General features: G+C 41.2%; 9 protein-coding genes. All 9 read right to left on the bottom strand.

Annotated elements, in window-relative coordinates:
* Positions 1 to 85: 85 nt before the first annotated feature.
* A complete protein-coding gene (locus GJU39_RS12030; RefSeq protein WP_154281048.1) occupies positions 86 to 1,171 on the bottom strand; it encodes a Gfo/Idh/MocA family protein in 1,086 nt (361 codons plus the stop codon).
* Positions 1,172 to 1,212: 41 nt separating this feature from the next.
* Positions 1,213 to 3,723, bottom strand: a complete 2,511-nt coding sequence (locus tag GJU39_RS12025; RefSeq protein ID WP_154281047.1) for an L-rhamnose mutarotase — start codon at positions 3,721 to 3,723, stop codon at positions 1,213 to 1,215.
* Positions 3,723 to 4,616, bottom strand: a complete 894-nt coding sequence (locus GJU39_RS12020) for a sugar phosphate isomerase/epimerase family protein (protein ID WP_154281046.1) — start codon at positions 4,614 to 4,616, stop codon at positions 3,723 to 3,725. Before GJU39_RS12020 ends, GJU39_RS12025 begins: the two co-directional genes overlap by 1 nt.
* A gap of 9 nt (positions 4,617 to 4,625) precedes the next feature.
* Positions 4,626 to 6,119 (bottom strand): acetylxylan esterase, encoded by a 1,494-nt coding sequence (locus GJU39_RS12015; RefSeq protein ID WP_245227841.1) that lies wholly within the window; start codon positions 6,117 to 6,119, stop codon positions 4,626 to 4,628.
* Positions 6,116 to 7,252 (bottom strand): sialidase family protein, encoded by a 1,137-nt coding sequence (locus GJU39_RS12010; RefSeq protein WP_154281045.1) that lies wholly within the window; start codon positions 7,250 to 7,252, stop codon positions 6,116 to 6,118. Before GJU39_RS12010 ends, GJU39_RS12015 begins: the two co-directional genes overlap by 4 nt.
* A 62-nt stretch (positions 7,253 to 7,314) precedes the next feature.
* The gene (locus GJU39_RS12005; RefSeq protein ID WP_154281044.1) at positions 7,315 to 7,980 is read right to left on the bottom strand and encodes a DUF3826 domain-containing protein; all 666 of its coding nucleotides are present in this window, start codon (positions 7,978 to 7,980) and stop codon (positions 7,315 to 7,317) included.
* A 199-nt stretch (positions 7,981 to 8,179) separates the two neighbouring features.
* Positions 8,180 to 10,915, bottom strand: coding sequence for an alpha-L-rhamnosidase (locus tag GJU39_RS12000; RefSeq protein ID WP_154281043.1), 2,736 nt, complete (start codon positions 10,913 to 10,915; stop codon positions 8,180 to 8,182).
* A gap of 370 nt (positions 10,916 to 11,285) precedes the next feature.
* A complete protein-coding gene (locus tag GJU39_RS11995) occupies positions 11,286 to 14,054 on the bottom strand; it encodes a glycoside hydrolase family 2 protein (protein ID WP_154281042.1) in 2,769 nt (922 codons plus the stop codon).
* Positions 14,054 to 15,382 (bottom strand): sialate O-acetylesterase, encoded by a 1,329-nt coding sequence (locus GJU39_RS11990; protein ID WP_154281041.1) that lies wholly within the window; start codon positions 15,380 to 15,382, stop codon positions 14,054 to 14,056. Before GJU39_RS11990 ends, GJU39_RS11995 begins: the two co-directional genes overlap by 1 nt.
* Positions 15,383 to 15,410 lie beyond the last annotated feature (28 nt).

Here is a 15,410-nt window from a genome sequence, read left to right as displayed (position 1 = left end):
TATTCTTGTTGGTTCGTGAAGACACAAACCATGGCTTGTTTTATTTCCGTGTTCTTCGGTATCTCCGTAGCAAATAAGCAAACAATTACAGCCCGATCGATTCTCTGCTAATATGATTTGCTTTTAGAATTTCATCAACTTTTACAGGCAATCCGGTTTCCATCGATTTATCCATCGCCTGGAGCAATGCCACCGTTCCAATACCTTCTTTCAGATCAGGATAGGCCGTAAATTTGTTATTAATACTATCGGCGAAATAATCCAGGTAATTCTGATATTCACCGGCGTGATGACTTTGACCCTCAAAACGGAAATAGTGCTTCAAGGTAGCATCGCCCCAGGTAACAATTTTTTCTTCGCCTGTTTTTGTGGTCACTGCATATCGCAACTCGTGGTAATCGGCCTGACTGGCACCTTCTGTTCCACGCAGAATGCAACTCATTCCACTATCGCGGCTGGCGGGTTGGGTTGGCCCGGTATACGCCCCACTCACTCTGGCAATTCTGCCATCTTTCGCTTTGAAAATAAAGTGCATGGTATCCTGATTTTTTAAACCAGCCTTTAAACCGTTGCTACTCAACATTCCATAGCCCATTACTTCATCTATATTCGGCATATACCAGCGGACAAAGTCAACAGGATGACTTAATCCGCCATACAACCATTTAAATGATTGTTTCAGCGACCATCCTTTTTCTAAAAACCAGCGGTGATCGGCATGGTAATAACTTTCTATCGTGATAAGTTCACCAATTAAACCCTTATCGAAATCTTTCTTCTGGCGCATAGCAGGTTCGAAAAAACGTGAGCTCTGGCCAACAAAAATCTTCTTCCTGGACTTTTTGCTCAGTTCGAGCAATTCGTTCGCCTGAGATAAATCATCAATAAAAGGCTTTGTACAAACCACATGTTTACCGTGTTCGAGTGCCAGTTTAATGTGCCCGAAATGCAGATGATCGGGTGTGTAAATCGCAATCATGTCGATTTTATCACTGGTTAACATATCTTCGTAGCTGGTGGTCCAGTTATGAAAATCGAACTCAAGCGCCCGTTCTTCACAAAGCTTTTTATTGGCGTCGCATATCTGGATGAGCTTAAACTTCTTGCTCGCTAACGAGGCCGAAATGGTACTTCTGCCTTCTCCTAATCCTAAAATTCCTAATCTTAACATATCTATATTTAGCGTTTATTTTTATTACTTTTCTGTCATTGCTACGCTATCGGTTTAAAGAAAACCCAAACCTCCTCAGGTTTTGCACCTTCAATTCCCTCCTGGTATTTTTTCATTATAGCATTCCATTCATCCACTCTTGGATTGTTTAAAGTGGTTTTAGGGTTCAAATCGTCTAGCTTTTTCCCTTTCGAAATACTGATCATCAGCATCAATTGTCTATCCTTTTTAAAAATAGCCAGGCGCTGAAATTGTGCATTACAAAATCCCTTTGAAACCTCAGGCCACTTTTCAAACTGCGTCTGATGATAATCAAGATACTCGTCTTGCAGTTTTTTGTCTTTAACTAAATTTGCGGATAAGATGATATTATCCCATTCCTCTACGGTCGAATCACCACAATTTTTCTCCCTTTTGAAATCGTAAATCAAATCCTCATACAGCTTAATTTCAGAAGCATTTAAGCGCTTCAACGTTTGCTGCAAACTTTCTGTTTTTAAGCTTGTAGTATAAACCACCAGGCGATTATTCCACTTATAAATTGCAGCAGGTAAAAGATTATTTTCTTTGGCGAAAGTCTCCAATTCCTTGTTCCCCGGAAGATCAGCATTTTTAAAAATCAGTTCGAATACAGCAGATTTTTCGATGGCTTTGTTGATTCCGCTCTTCGAATAAATTGATTTTTCTTTCCGTAAATACTGATAAGGTTTCTCCAGACCAGCGTTCTGTTTGATATGCTCCGCTACCTTCGGACCATTGTTTTGCCAGAGGTTACCGGGCCCGTTTGCATTTTGCAAATACTTCTCAGCTGGTGTCCAATTATCCTTTATGGTAAAATAAGATGAGCCTTCATCTGTATATAGGTAAAACCAATGTTCGGGAAGATGGGCATATGGTGCTTTATAAATACTATCTACAACATTCTCATTTATAATAGAATGTAGTTGTGCAGATAAAGTATAGATACCGGCAACATCATACATGTGTTTGCCATAATGATGAATCCTGTTTCCGGCGATGGTATTATTCTTCATTGCGTTTTGAGTTTTAGTCCAGCCCCAGCCTACACTAATTCCGGAATAAGAAACATCACTGATTTCATTATGGCGGATGTCGATTCCTCGAACGTAACCTGCGCCAATGCCAACTGCACCCCAGTCTTCGTTGGTTACATCGGTGATCAAATTGTTCTCGATGGTATCGTTGGTCGAGATTTCCCGCTGATCAGACGGATTATACGGTAAATGAACTTCCGTAGCTTCGTCAGAAAACGTTCCGACAAGAATCGCTGAACCACCAATATCCTTAAAGAGATTTCCTTTAATTAAATTATGTGATGTCCCTTTTTTATAATCTAAACCTGTAGAGGCCAGGTGTTCAAACCGACAGGATTCAAATGACGTGTTGTTTGCATAATTTACTTCAACGGCCGCTGCCGGCCGGCCCACCCAAGCCTGATTTTCGAGCGCAGCCTTATCTGCTGTTCCCGGGATTTGAAGTTTATACGCATCGACCATATACATCCCTGCCTGGTGTGGCACATGGCCCTGTTGCGATGGCCGGAGCCAGGTTGAATGTTCGAAAGAGATATTCTTAAAACTAATATTAGCCACCTGATGGTCTATTGTTCCCACAATTTTAACCAGGTTTTCTAAGGCTGGCGCAATTACAGTTGCATTAAGCATGTTTTCTGATGGTCTTGGCCAGTAATAAAGCTTGTGATTTTGCAAATCTTGAAACCATTCGCCGGGTTCATCTAAAAACTGAATGGCATTGGAAAGGTAAAAGGCAGAATTTCCGGTCTTTTCAGAGATCCACGGCGCAGGCCATGGGTGTTCAGACTGGATTCTACTTTCAGGTTGCATAAACGAAAGTTCGGCGGCATTGCCAACCCGTTTGATGGTTTTTATACGAAGATTTGCAATCGCCCACCATTGATGAATGAGCATTTCCATTCCATTAATGTTTGTCAGATTGATATTGCGGGAAATGGGAATTTTGCAAGTCTGGTTCTTTTTATCCCATGATAAAATCCTGCCCATTTGCTCGCCGTTGTAGTTTTTTGCCCGTGTGGCCTTGTTTCCGTTCACCCAAAGCTGCCTGAATGGTAGATCAATCCCGCCAGGTTGGGGCAAATTTGCAACCCAAACTTTGCCTGCTGATGCTTTTGGCAAACCTGGAATATTGGTATTTGGTTTCCGCCAACCATTAATACCAATGCCGCCACTTAAAACGGCCTTTGTTTCAGGCAGTGCCAAAATTTCCGTCGGACTATCTTTTGTTCCTGAATCCTCGGGTCGCAATACAATCGGTTCGGTTAGCTGATAAACCCCGTTACCCATGATGATCCTGATGCCAGTTTTAATGGAAGGATCTTTCAGCCGGCGCAATTCCCTTGCTTTTCTAATGGCCGAATGGAGTGATGCCAATGGTTTTTCTTTCGTACCCGGATTTGTCTCTGCGCCCGTAAGTGATACATAAATATCCACCGCCCCAGCTTCAAGGAACATTCCCACAAAAATAAACAAGATGAACAGACTAATTCGTTTCATTATAGCAGTTGGAAAATAGACTTTAAGTACTTCGTGTTGGCGCTGAAGTTATATTTTACATTTGTCGGCTGTGCTGCATCGCGACTTCTCTCTACCACGAGCCAACCGCTCCAACCCATTTCATCAAGCGTTACTTTCACCTTTTTCAGATTTATTTTCTGATCATTTTCTAACCAAACCCCATCTTCGTTAGTGGCGTGGATTTGAACAATATTTTTCCTTCCTAAAACTCTGAGTTCCTGATGCAAATCCCTCCCGTTCTTGATGGCATTTGAAAAATTAAAATAACTTTTCACCTGTTTAGAACCAACATCTTTCAGGAGCTTTAATTCGCCTGCCGCATCTAAAGCCGTTTCTATACCAATCACTACGCCTGCCTTCGAAGCCAATTTACCTGCCACCTTTAATCTTTCTATAATTGGCGCGCGTAGTTCAGGATTTTTAACTAAATCACCCTGAACGCCAAGGGGGAGAAAAACAACCTTTACATGCATCGCGTTAGCAGTATCCAAACAATCTTGAATCATTTTCTGGTACGTTGGCCGCGTAGCGAAAGATTGCGCATAAAATCCCGTCATGGCCAATGAACAAATCTCCAGATTGAGTGATTTCGCCTGATCTAAATATTCTTGTCTGATTTTAGGATCTGAAAGTTTATTATCAAAAGTTTCACGATTTCCCAAACCACCCATATCAATCTCCAGACCATCGGCGCCGATCTCCTTTGCGAGCGGTAGTGCACTTAATTTCTGACGCTTTAAAATCATCAGATCTATCACGGCCACTTTGTACCTATCCTGCTTTTCAGCAGCCATAAGCCATTGATTACTAAGAACCAAAGCACCTGTAAGCAAAGTAACATTACCAATAAATTTTCTTCTGTTTTGCTCCATTATCCCTATTTATTTTGTTGCGCCTGCAGAAAACATCTTTGCTAAATTTTCAAATCCCATTACCGCATTTTTAGGTAACCGCTCGCCTTTATCACCAAAAACATATAGCGCAGTTTCTTTCTCAATTGTGACTTTACTTTCATCGTATTTACCTGCTTTATCTTTTACCGCAGCACCATTTAGCTTGAAGTTTTTAATCAGAAAATCATATAGCGCGATGCGTTTATTCACGCCAAAATCGTGACCTTCCGTTGGCAAATGAACATTTTCAACCTGATTAGCTACACCATAATAACCATACATTTTTTGTAGATAAGGAAAATCATGTTCAGGCGTATGCGCGGTCCAGTCACTACCGTCTGACACCAATAACTGAGGTCTCGGCGCTGCCATTGCCGCCAATTCTACATTATCAGTTCCTCCGCCACATTGATGAACTGGCATCCCGCTTTCGCAAGGACAACCACCATAAAAATAGGATGACATGGCTACCACAGGTGCGCTAAGTTTAATTCTATTGTCCAGAGCCGTCATCAAAATAGAATGACTGCCTGCACCAGAGCCACCGCTAATACCTATCCTTGTTGTGTCTGTTTCTTTTAGCGAAGTAAAATAATCCAGAATTCTGATACCACCTAAAGTTTGCACCGCTTGTGCTAAGCTTCGGCGATGGTCTTCATATTTGAACTGCAGCATAGATTCGCCCCAGGCAAAGAGATCATAACTAAAAGCCATGGCCCCCATTTTTGCAATAGTTGCACAGCGAATCTGGCAATCTGCACGGTAACGCTGCTGCGCCCAATGTCCATCAGGACTTAATACAAGTGGAATTTTACCTTTGTTTTTCAGCGGCTTATACAACGAACCGTTGATCCAGACGCCCGGTAAAATCTCCAGCGCAATGTTCTCAACTGAATAACCATTAAAAATTCTTTTAGTTGTTATAATTGGTTTCGAATTTGGTTTTGCGGGTAGCGGCGCGAGTTGTAATGCCTGATAAAGCTGTGGTTTAATGGAATCTTTTCTTTTTTCCCAGCTTGCCTTATCAGTATATCTGGAAGCTAATTCATCCAGGTATGCCCAACCATCCTGAACTTCCCAGCGGTAATATTCGTATTCTTTAAGCTTATAAACGCCTGCCTTCTCCTGGTTTACTTTCATATCCAGCGGCGCTAATACGTTACGCAAAGTTTCATCCACATTCGCACGAAAGCGCCAGTCTGCATAGTTCACCCATTTATCTTTTACCTGTGGTGCAGAATATTTGATCTGAACTTTGAATCGGCTTTGAATTTCTTTAATCACCACCTCAAGCGGTTTTTTATATAAGTTATCGGTATTTTGAGTTTGGGCGGGAAGTTGAAAAAAAGAAAAGAAACATGTTAGTGCAAGTAAAGCAAACTTAGTAAAAGATCCTCCCCCTGCCCCCTCCGAAGGGGGATAGCATGGCCCATAAAAACCCTTTTTCCTATTTTTCGTATAAGCAAAAATTACTTTTCTCATGGCTCCTCGCTTTTAGTTTCGGTAATTACCGGAGCTGTATAACCCTTTAATTTTGGCCAGATTCCGTTTTTTATTTTCTTCAGTTTTAGTTTAGCAGGGTCCACCACAACGTGTTTAATTTTTTGCCTTCTCCAGGTGTAAATAAAATGCAACATCCCGTCTGAGGTTTGAATTACTGCCGGGTAAGAATATTGGCTAATCGGCGAATCTTCGAGAATAAGCGCTGCCGACCATTCCTTTCCATCTTTTGAAACAGAAACATTCAGTGGCGTCCTTGCTCCTTTTGCCAAAGTACCCGAAGGCAGAACGTGGTTATAGACCAGCACATGCCGGCCATCTATCATGGTTACCGCATCAGTTCCTGAATTGTTATTGGGTAAGGTGGTCTTCGTCATTGGCGACCAGGTTTCGCCATTATCATCTGACCAGGATTCTGCAATTGCCCTGTTGGCGGTCCTTGCTAAAATTTGAAGTTTGCCATTCCTATGTTTTAAAATGCTAGGTTGAATGGCCTTAATGCCATTTTCATTTAAAGGGCCAATGGTTCGCCAGGTCTTTCCGTTATCGTTAGTCACTTCAAAATGAATCTTCCAGCCATCTCCCTCCCGGCTCGATGGCGCGAAAAGATTCCCGTTACTTAAAAGTACAGGCTTGTTTTTTACCGGTCCGATGGAGCCATCGGGTAATTTTGTTGCCTCAGACCAGGTGACCCCACCATCTTCCGAGGTTTTCATTAAACCCCACCATTCAGATGGTTTAGGTCCGATTTTGTAGAACAAGATTAATTCGCCTCCTGGTACCTGATAAAGTACAGGATTCCAGGTTGGTAACCTTTTTCCCTCTGGTTGAATGCCGTTGGCTACTGAAACCGGTGCCAGCCATTTGCCGTTAACAAATCGACTAATGTAAATCTCCACATCAGGGTTTCTTTCTTTTGTTCCCCCAAAAAAAGAAGCCACTAAACCTGTTGGCGTTTCCGCAATTGTTGCAGAATGGCAGGATGGAAATGGTGCCTGATCATATAAGAATTCTTGTTTTACGATTCCCGTTTGCCACTTCTCTATTTGTGCATTGGCCGTTATTGCTGTTGCAAAAATCAAATTGAGGATGATGTATATTTTTCTTTTTAACATAATATTCTTTTTTACCGATTAACTATGAACGGTCGTCATTGCGAGGGAGCAAAAATATCCTACTACTGTTTTGCCTTATTTGCTTTCTCTTCCTTTATTTTCTTCGTATAAGCGCTGTATAAAGCTCTCCAGCTGCGCCCGTTATTATTCAACATTTGCTCCGATTTCGTTTTATAAATTTCAAATATTGCCGAAATTTCCTTCATGTTCTTATAATCTACCGCTTGTTCCCGGGCTTGTTTCATATAGGCCAAAATCTTAGCTTCTTCATCACCGGTTAAATCCGGAACAATCGCTTGATAACCTTTCATAGTGAAAGCGACTTTTCCAATGGTGTATTGATCAAGAACAGCTTCTACCTGTTCAGGTGATAATGTCTGATTTAAGCCATCCATTAATGTTTTATGAACGGTTGATGGAATGGCAGAATCTGCAATAATCTGCTTATCTAAATCACTTAATTTATTTCCGGTAACCGGATTTATTCCATCAGGCACTGTTGATGAGGGATGGTCGTTATGCCAGTTTCTTATTGTAGTTAGATGCGTAGCAATTACATGCTGGACAGCGGTTTTCTTGCCGGCATCGGTTAGATTTAACGCCGAAACCCATTCTTTTGCTTTGGTTAAAATTTCCTCAGGTGCAACTACTTCTTTCGTTTGACTGAAGGCACTTACTGAATTGATCAGCAGGGTATAAAGTAAAATTGGTTTTAAATATTTTCTCATAATTTTTTATTTATTTCTTCAAATCCTCCCCCTCCCAAATCCCATCCTTACGCTCCCCCCCAGAGGGGGACAAAGCGAGCGTATTATCAAATACAAAATTTACACATTACTTTCTATGCTCCCCGCAATCCCCCTTTTGAGGCGCAGGGGGAAGAAATCCGGGGATTCTTCCTCCGCGGCTCGTTTCCTCACGAACCATCTATTTCTTCTCTACGACAAACGAATAATCTCCTGAGCCAACCTCATAAATTGCCTTCCCATTATCCATTTTTACAAATTTTATATCTCCTATATTTCTGCTTTCCGAAACTTCATTCCTCTTATTTGCAGGGATATAAAGCGTCGCCGTTGTATTTGGAGGAACAGTAATATTCCATTTAAACTGACTTACCGTTTTTGTATAGTCACTCTTAATCAGACCATAAATAGATTTATAACTGGCATTTACCTTATCCAGGCCATTTATCATTTCAGGTTTCATGATGATTTTCCTGAACGCCTCGCCGTCTGATTTTATACCTGCAACATTCTCATAATACCAGATTAAAAGATCGCCGAGCATCATTACATGGTTTTGTGAGTTCATTTTAGGATCTGCAGTATTTCCATTCCATAGTTCCCAAATGGTTGTTGCGCCATTTTCTACCATGTAACCCCAACCTGGATAGGTTTTCTGAGTGGCAATTGTATAAGCTAAATCTGGCCTGCCATTGTCGTTTAAGCAACGCATTAACCACTGAATTCCGACCAGGCCATTACTTAAATGCTCCTTATTTGTTACTTCGATAGTGTAGGTGATATTGCTAAAAACCTGCTTAACGCTATCCTTTGGAACCATTCCGAAGTAAAGGGGAATGATATTATCCGTTAAAGCATTTGAAGCATAATAACCTTTATCATTATAGTATTTCTGGTTAAAAGCGGTTTTGATCTGATCGCCTAACTGCTGATAAGCAGCTACGTCATCTTCCCGGCCAATTGCTTTTGCAAATTGCATCATCAACTGTGTGAAATGATAATAATATGCGGTGGAGATCAACTCCGACGGATATTTTTTATCGGCACTCTTCCCACGCCCAAATTCTATGGTGATGGGTGGCATACACCAGTCGCCATAACTGTCTTTGGTTAAAATATAATCCTTCATATAGCGATCCTGCATGTAAGACAGCCATTTTTTCATTGCCGGATAGTTATCCTGAACAGCCTGAAGATCGCCGGTTTGTTTATAAAGCATTTCTGTAACCAAAAGCATTGCACCGGGCCAGGTCATGTTATCACTATAATATCTCCAGAAAGCGGGCGCAACATCCGGGATGGCGCCATCCTCTTTTTGAGAATTTCTAATGTCCTGAAGCCATTTAGCATAAAACCTTCCATTGTCAAAAACGAAACTTTCGCTGTAAGCTACCGCCCCGCGGTCGCCTAACCAGGGCATGCGCTCGTTCCGTTGCGGACAATCAATCGGAATCCCTTTATAATTACCGGCGATTCCCCACCAGGCATTTTTAAAAATCTGATTGGTTAAAGCATCCGAGGTTTCAAATGTTCCGACTGTTTTAATATTATCGTAAATCATTTTCCCAATAAAGTCGCCAGTTGAGGGTTGATAAGCATAACCTGAAAGTTCTACGTATCTGAAACCCCGATACACGAAAGTCGGTTCCCATGTTTCCGTGCCTTCTCCTTTAGCGGTATACAAATCGGTACATTTTGCATTGCGAAGATTGGCAGTAAATAGCTCGCCATTTGCTTGTAACGACTCTGCAAACCGAAGTTTAATCTGTTTCCCTTTTGAGGCTTTTACCTTAATCTGTAACCAACCCACCATGTTTTGCCCCATATCGAGGATATAGCGATCGCCTGAGAGTTTCTTTATCGACACGGGTTTAAGCGTATTCATCACGCGGATATTTTCGTTCATCTGCGCCTCTATCCTTCCGGTCGGTTCCTGTACAAATTCGGCCTTTAACCATTTGCTATCATCGAAACCAACCTTGTTCCAGCCCATGGCTTCTTTTGTAGCATCATATTCTTCGCCATCATATTCGTTGTTGGTTCGGATGGGTCCGTCTGCAGTTCCTTTCCAGCTGCCATCGGTATCTATATTTGCGGTACTGCCATCGCTGTAAACAATATTAATGTTCATCAGCATTTTCGGAAATCCAAATGTTTTAATTTTATAAGGCTTTTCATTCTGTCGCATGGCGAAGAAACGACCATTCCCTAAAACCGTACCTACTGCATTTTTCCCGTTTTGCAGGTAGCTGGTCACATCATAAGTATTGTATTTTACGTTTTTAGTGTAATCCGTCGGCGAGGGTGCAAGCACATCTTCCCCAACCTTTTTCCCGTTGATATAAAGCTCATATAACCCCAAACCAATAACTGATGCAGTTGCATAGCTGATTGCTTTGGTGGTTTGAAACTCTTTTCTGAAATACCTCGCCGATAACCGGGAATCGGTTTTCATATTATCCCATGGAAAAGCCTGGTCGAAGCCAATCCAGCCCTTTGGCCAGTCTTTATAGTACAGTAAACCCATTGTCCATAACTGTGGTGCAGACCATTCACTTTCACCGGCACTTGTCCAGGTTTTCACTTTCCAGAAGCAGCGCATCCGGCTAGCCAGTTTCTCACCACCATATTTTATGTGTACAGTAGCTGAAGAATTAACTTTTTCTGAATTCCATAAGTCTCCCTCATTCCGTGCCAATTGCTCTGATGAGGAAGCAACCAGAATCTGATAAGCCTTTTGAGATACGCTGCGTGCTGACGATCCGATCTCCCAGCTTAACCGGGGCTGAACAGCATCTATGCCTAGCGGATTGGTTAACATTTCGCATCGTGGATTTTGCACAAGAACCTGCGCCACCATTTTTTGAAAAGATAGTAGCAGGATGCCGATTAGCGATATGTATATTTTTATTTTCATGCTTATGTTGTAGTGATTACGCTTTGCGATTGGTTACGCTTCAGGGTTGATTTCACAGATTATGCGGTTTAGAATGTGTTATCTATTTACCGGCGTTTAAATACTATTTATTTCGCTTCGCGGTTGATTTCACAGATTATGAGATTTATAATGTTATAAGCTATTTCCTCATACTATATTATTTTAAGTTACGCTTCGCGGTTGATTTCACAGATTATGAGGTTTATAATGTTCTACCTATTTACCCGAGTTTAACTAATATTTATTTCGCTTCGCGGTTGATTTATTCTTTCCTTTGTTTTCTTATCATCTTTTTGACTATCTCTTCTTTTTTCTTTGCGTAAAACTTTGCGTGCTTTGCGGTTTAACCCTATTTCGTTGAAAAATCAAAATACAATGTCATATCCAAAGCCCTACCTGGCTCTTTATCAAAATCATAAAACACATGTTTCATTCCCATAGGCCCTGTGGTTTCTGGTTTTTGCGTTTTTGTGCCTATCGCCGAAATCCCGTTCATAAAAGAAATATCTCCGGTCGGGAATGTCGGACTCATGTTATCATATTCCGTATCTTTCGATTTTTTCGGAGTAAAGAGGCGCAGGAAAACATCTTCCCGATCAGTTACCACTTTAAAGTTCTGCGTTTTACCAATAAATTCGCACCAATATAAGTTTGAGTAATAACCTTTAAACTCAGGGTATTGCCAGGCCGGCTCCCCGGTGGCAGAATCGTTATAATCCTTTTTCCAGATACCAAACTGGGTTCCCTTCATCCGGTTTTTCCACACGCGATAAGGCCCGTTCCCTTTATATTCTACACTTTTAATCTCCGTTTGAGGATAAGAAAAGTTTAATCCCACAAAAGTGGTAAAGTATTCAGAAGGAAAATATTTAACCTGCATTTTCAGCCAGCCTGATGGATAAACAGTCCATTCTAACGTGTTATAACTTTCTTTTTTATCAAATGTGGAAGTGATGACCAATTGATCTCCATCCATTTTCGTTTTAAAATTCCTGAAGTTATTTACGCTTTCCTGTAATACAGGGCCATTTGAAAAAGGAATAATGCCTTTGGCATTTTGTGCCAGCTTCAATAAGCCGGTTAACTTATCGAAAGTTAAGTTAATTCCGTTGGCTGAAACTTCATAAGCAGTAGCAGATTCTTTTAAACTTACTTTTGATGAACCCGTTTTTACCACAATTTTTTCTGCATCATCTTTGGGCAAAGCAATCGGGAAGCTCCAGGTAAAAAGTTCTTTACCAGAAAAATCTTTAATTGTTAAATACAAGGCATCAAAACTCCTCCAATCTGCCGGGAGGTTAATTTTCAATTTCCCTTTTTCCAAAGGTTTGATGTTTGGCGCATCAGCTTCTCCAGCTTTAAACACGGCCTCAGCTCCGGCGTTTAATTTCTTCAATTTCCATTCAAACTTACATTGGTTAAGATTGGTAAATGCATATCTGTTTTCGAGCAGAAATGAACCATCGAAGCCGGCTGTCATTTCTCGTTTCTCTACAAAAACCGGACTCCAAACTTCTTTAATTGTATAGAAACTTCCTTCTTTTTCATGGTAAGGACCAACAATTCCATCCGGACCATGATTTCCATCGGTATCCAATTCGCCGTTTTTATCGGTTCTAACCACTGCCTGATCGGCAAAATCCCAAAGAAAACCACCAGCAGAAAGCGGGTTGTTCCACATGGCATTCCAGTAATCTTCAATGCCTGCCCCATGTCCGCCATCCCACATGCCATGCAAAAACTCCGTTGGCATTAAAATGTTGTGGCCGTGATCATAATTACCAATTCCGTAATTAAATTCCCGGTAGTGAGTGGTTTCAAATCCATTAAAAACTTCCCAGGGATGAATTAAAGGACGTTTTTGAAGGTCGTTTTCGGTAAACAAATGATCAAGCTCACGGTTGTGACCGCCTTCATTCCCATTCGCCCAAAATACAATTGACGGATGATTTTCATCATTAGCCATCATCTCCGTATACAATTTGGTACCAGTTGGCGTATCGTAGGTTCCATGCCAGCCCGCCAGTTCATCCATCACATATAAGCCGAGAGAATCACAAACATCCAAAAAGTGGCCGTCTGGTGGATAATGCGACATTCTAACGGCATTCATGTTCATTTCTTTCATCAGCAAAACATCAGCAACACTGATTTTTTTGCTCGTTGTTCTGCCGGATGCAGGATAGAAAGAATGACGATTTACCCCTTTAAACTTCATTTTAACGCCGTTCACATAAACGCCGTCACGTTCCTTTACTTCAATTGTTCTGAAGCCAATTTTTTTCGAAAGCTGATGAATGGTTTTTCCGTTTCTGATCAATGAAAAAGTTGCGGTGTATAGGTTTGGAAATTCAGATGACCATAATGCAGGGTTTCTAAATTGTTGATTAATTTGGGTGGAAGCAGAGGTTATTTTTGTCGAAAATTCGTTCCCCAGTTTTTTCCCGTTCGCATCTGTAAGTAGTACGTTAATTTTATCGGCTTCGCCAGATGAGAAAACATTAGCCGTAAAAACACCATTCGCTTTTGCATCAATTTGTACGCGATTGATATGGCTTTGCGGTAAAGATTCGAGGAAGACCGGTCTGAAAATTCCGCCGAAGATCCAGAAATCAGCTTTTCGTTCGGCCTCATTAACAGATTGGTTTGCTGAGTGTTTAGAAACTTTTACTTCAAGTAAATTATCACCATTAAAAGTGACTAATTTTGTAATGTCATATTTAAAAACGTAAAAAGAGCCCTGGTGAATTTCGCCGGCAGATTTACCATTAACCTTAACTTCTGTATCGGTCATGGCACCTTCAAAAACAATATTGACTTTTTTATCTTTCCAGGTTGCAGGAACTTTAAATTCATACTGGTAAAGACCTTGCTCTTTTCCCTTGTTTGCCTCTTTGTTGAAGCCATAATTGTACTTACCAAAACCTTGCAGCTCCCAATTGGAAGGTACCGGAATGGTTGTCAATTTACCAGCATTCATTCCCTCGGTACAGAAGAAATCCCAGTTAACGGTATCATCGTTTCCAGTTCCGGATAGATACAATTTCTCCGTTTGCTGTGCGCGAACGGCGCAAAACGTGAATATAAAACAAAGGAAGAATAGAATTTTATACTTCATTAATTGGTTTTGAATTGGTTTACAAGTGGATTATCCGTTCTGAAAGGAAGTGCAGGTAAGCCATTGCTATTAAAATTTCCGGAAGGGTTTTCTGTCCAGTTATACCGAACGGCGGTTGGTTCTTTAACTTCTTTTGAAAAAACAATTACTTTACCACCCTGCACGTTTGCATTTGCCTCGACGAATTTGCCGTCTTTACCAGCGATGGTAAATCCCTTAATCGGGTCTTTAGAAGCCAGATGCCCGAAATTAAGTACAGCCTTTCTTGCCTTAAAAGAAATGTTTTTATACACCGGCCCCGAATAATTGATTTCCTGGTTATATGTTTTTGCCAACGCTAGCAGGGCCAGCCTTCTGCCTACCTCCCATTTGTAAGTTGGATGAAGGTCTTCGTTCGAATCAGTTAGATCATTTGTAGAAATCATTCCTGTTTTTGCGAGTCTTAGCACCTGCATCTGGGCTTCCCAAAACTCAGGTTCAGTATCCGGACCCAAAGCAACTTTGCCTTTAGTTTTTGAATAGTTAAATGGCGCAATCTGAACGTAGTAAAAAGGGAGATCCTGCTCAGCCCAGGCCGTACGCCATAGATTAATCAGCGTTTTCATCTTGTATGAATAACTGATCTTTTCATTTAAAAAGCAATTGGTTTCGCCCTGATACCAAAGAAAACCACGGATTTTAAATTTCGCAAGCGGTTCGATCATGGTGGTATAGAATTTCCCAGGATCATTACTAACTTTCTGATTTTCAAAGTAGGGTTCCTGCTTAAAGGCTTCCTGCGAAATCCAGGGCTCAATTGCACTTCCGGAAACAGCAGAAGAAATCATTCCTACCGGGATGCCTAACTTTTCCTGCACTTCTTTCGCAAAGAAATATCCGGCTGCCGAGAAAGCCCGCAAGGCTGAATCCTGCGCTATCGCCCAGCTTTTATGTACAGAATCCGGTTTGGTCAACGCTTTTCGGTTCACCAGGAAAATTCTGATTTGCGTATTCTTCGCCTTCTCTACTTCATCAGCAGGAAAACCTAATTTTTCATTTTTAGGCTTCGGAATTTTTGCCAGTTTACGCATTTGATATTCCATATTTGATTGGCCTGAACATAGCCAGACTTCGCCAACTAAAATGTTGGTTAGTTCGATTTTGTTAGCCCCGGTAATCGTCATGGTTTGAGGTGTTGATGATGTTTTTAAAGCATTTAACCTCACTTCCCATTTTCCATTTTGATCTGTAATAGTCTGTTTGCTTTGACCGGCAAAATCTACTTTTACGACCTCACCAGCAGCAGCAAAACCCCAGATATTAATGGGTTTCTCTCGCTGCAAAACCATATTGCTGGATAAGATTTGAGGCAGCAGG

Source organism: Pedobacter petrophilus, from assembly GCF_009674725.1.
In the GTDB taxonomy this organism is placed as follows: domain Bacteria; phylum Bacteroidota; class Bacteroidia; order Sphingobacteriales; family Sphingobacteriaceae; genus Pedobacter; species Pedobacter petrophilus.
Note: the sequence above shows the minus strand (reverse complement) of the source record. Positions and strands in the feature narration are given on the sequence as shown.

Excerpts from the sequence above, each read along its gene's own strand:
- GJU39_RS11990 (WP_154281041.1), bottom strand. The coding sequence starts at position 15,382 with ATGGTTTTGCAGCGAGAGAAACCCATTAATATCTGGGGTTTTGCTGCT.
- GJU39_RS12010 (WP_154281045.1), bottom strand. The coding sequence starts at position 7,252 with ATGTTAAAAAGAAAAATATACATCATCCTCAATTTGATTTTTGCAACA.
- GJU39_RS12030 (WP_154281048.1), bottom strand. The coding sequence starts at position 1,171 with ATGTTAAGATTAGGAATTTTAGGATTAGGAGAAGGCAGAAGTACCATT.
- GJU39_RS12020 (WP_154281046.1), bottom strand. The coding sequence starts at position 4,616 with ATGGAGCAAAACAGAAGAAAATTTATTGGTAATGTTACTTTGCTTACA.
- GJU39_RS12025 (WP_154281047.1), bottom strand. The coding sequence starts at position 3,723 with ATGAAACGAATTAGTCTGTTCATCTTGTTTATTTTTGTGGGAATGTTC.
- GJU39_RS12005 (WP_154281044.1), bottom strand. The coding sequence starts at position 7,980 with ATGAGAAAATATTTAAAACCAATTTTACTTTATACCCTGCTGATCAAT.
- GJU39_RS12000 (WP_154281043.1), bottom strand. The coding sequence starts at position 10,915 with ATGAAAATAAAAATATACATATCGCTAATCGGCATCCTGCTACTATCT.
- GJU39_RS12015 (WP_245227841.1), bottom strand. The coding sequence starts at position 6,119 with ATGAGAAAAGTAATTTTTGCTTATACGAAAAATAGGAAAAAGGGTTTT.
- GJU39_RS11995 (WP_154281042.1), bottom strand. The coding sequence starts at position 14,054 with ATGAAGTATAAAATTCTATTCTTCCTTTGTTTTATATTCACGTTTTGC.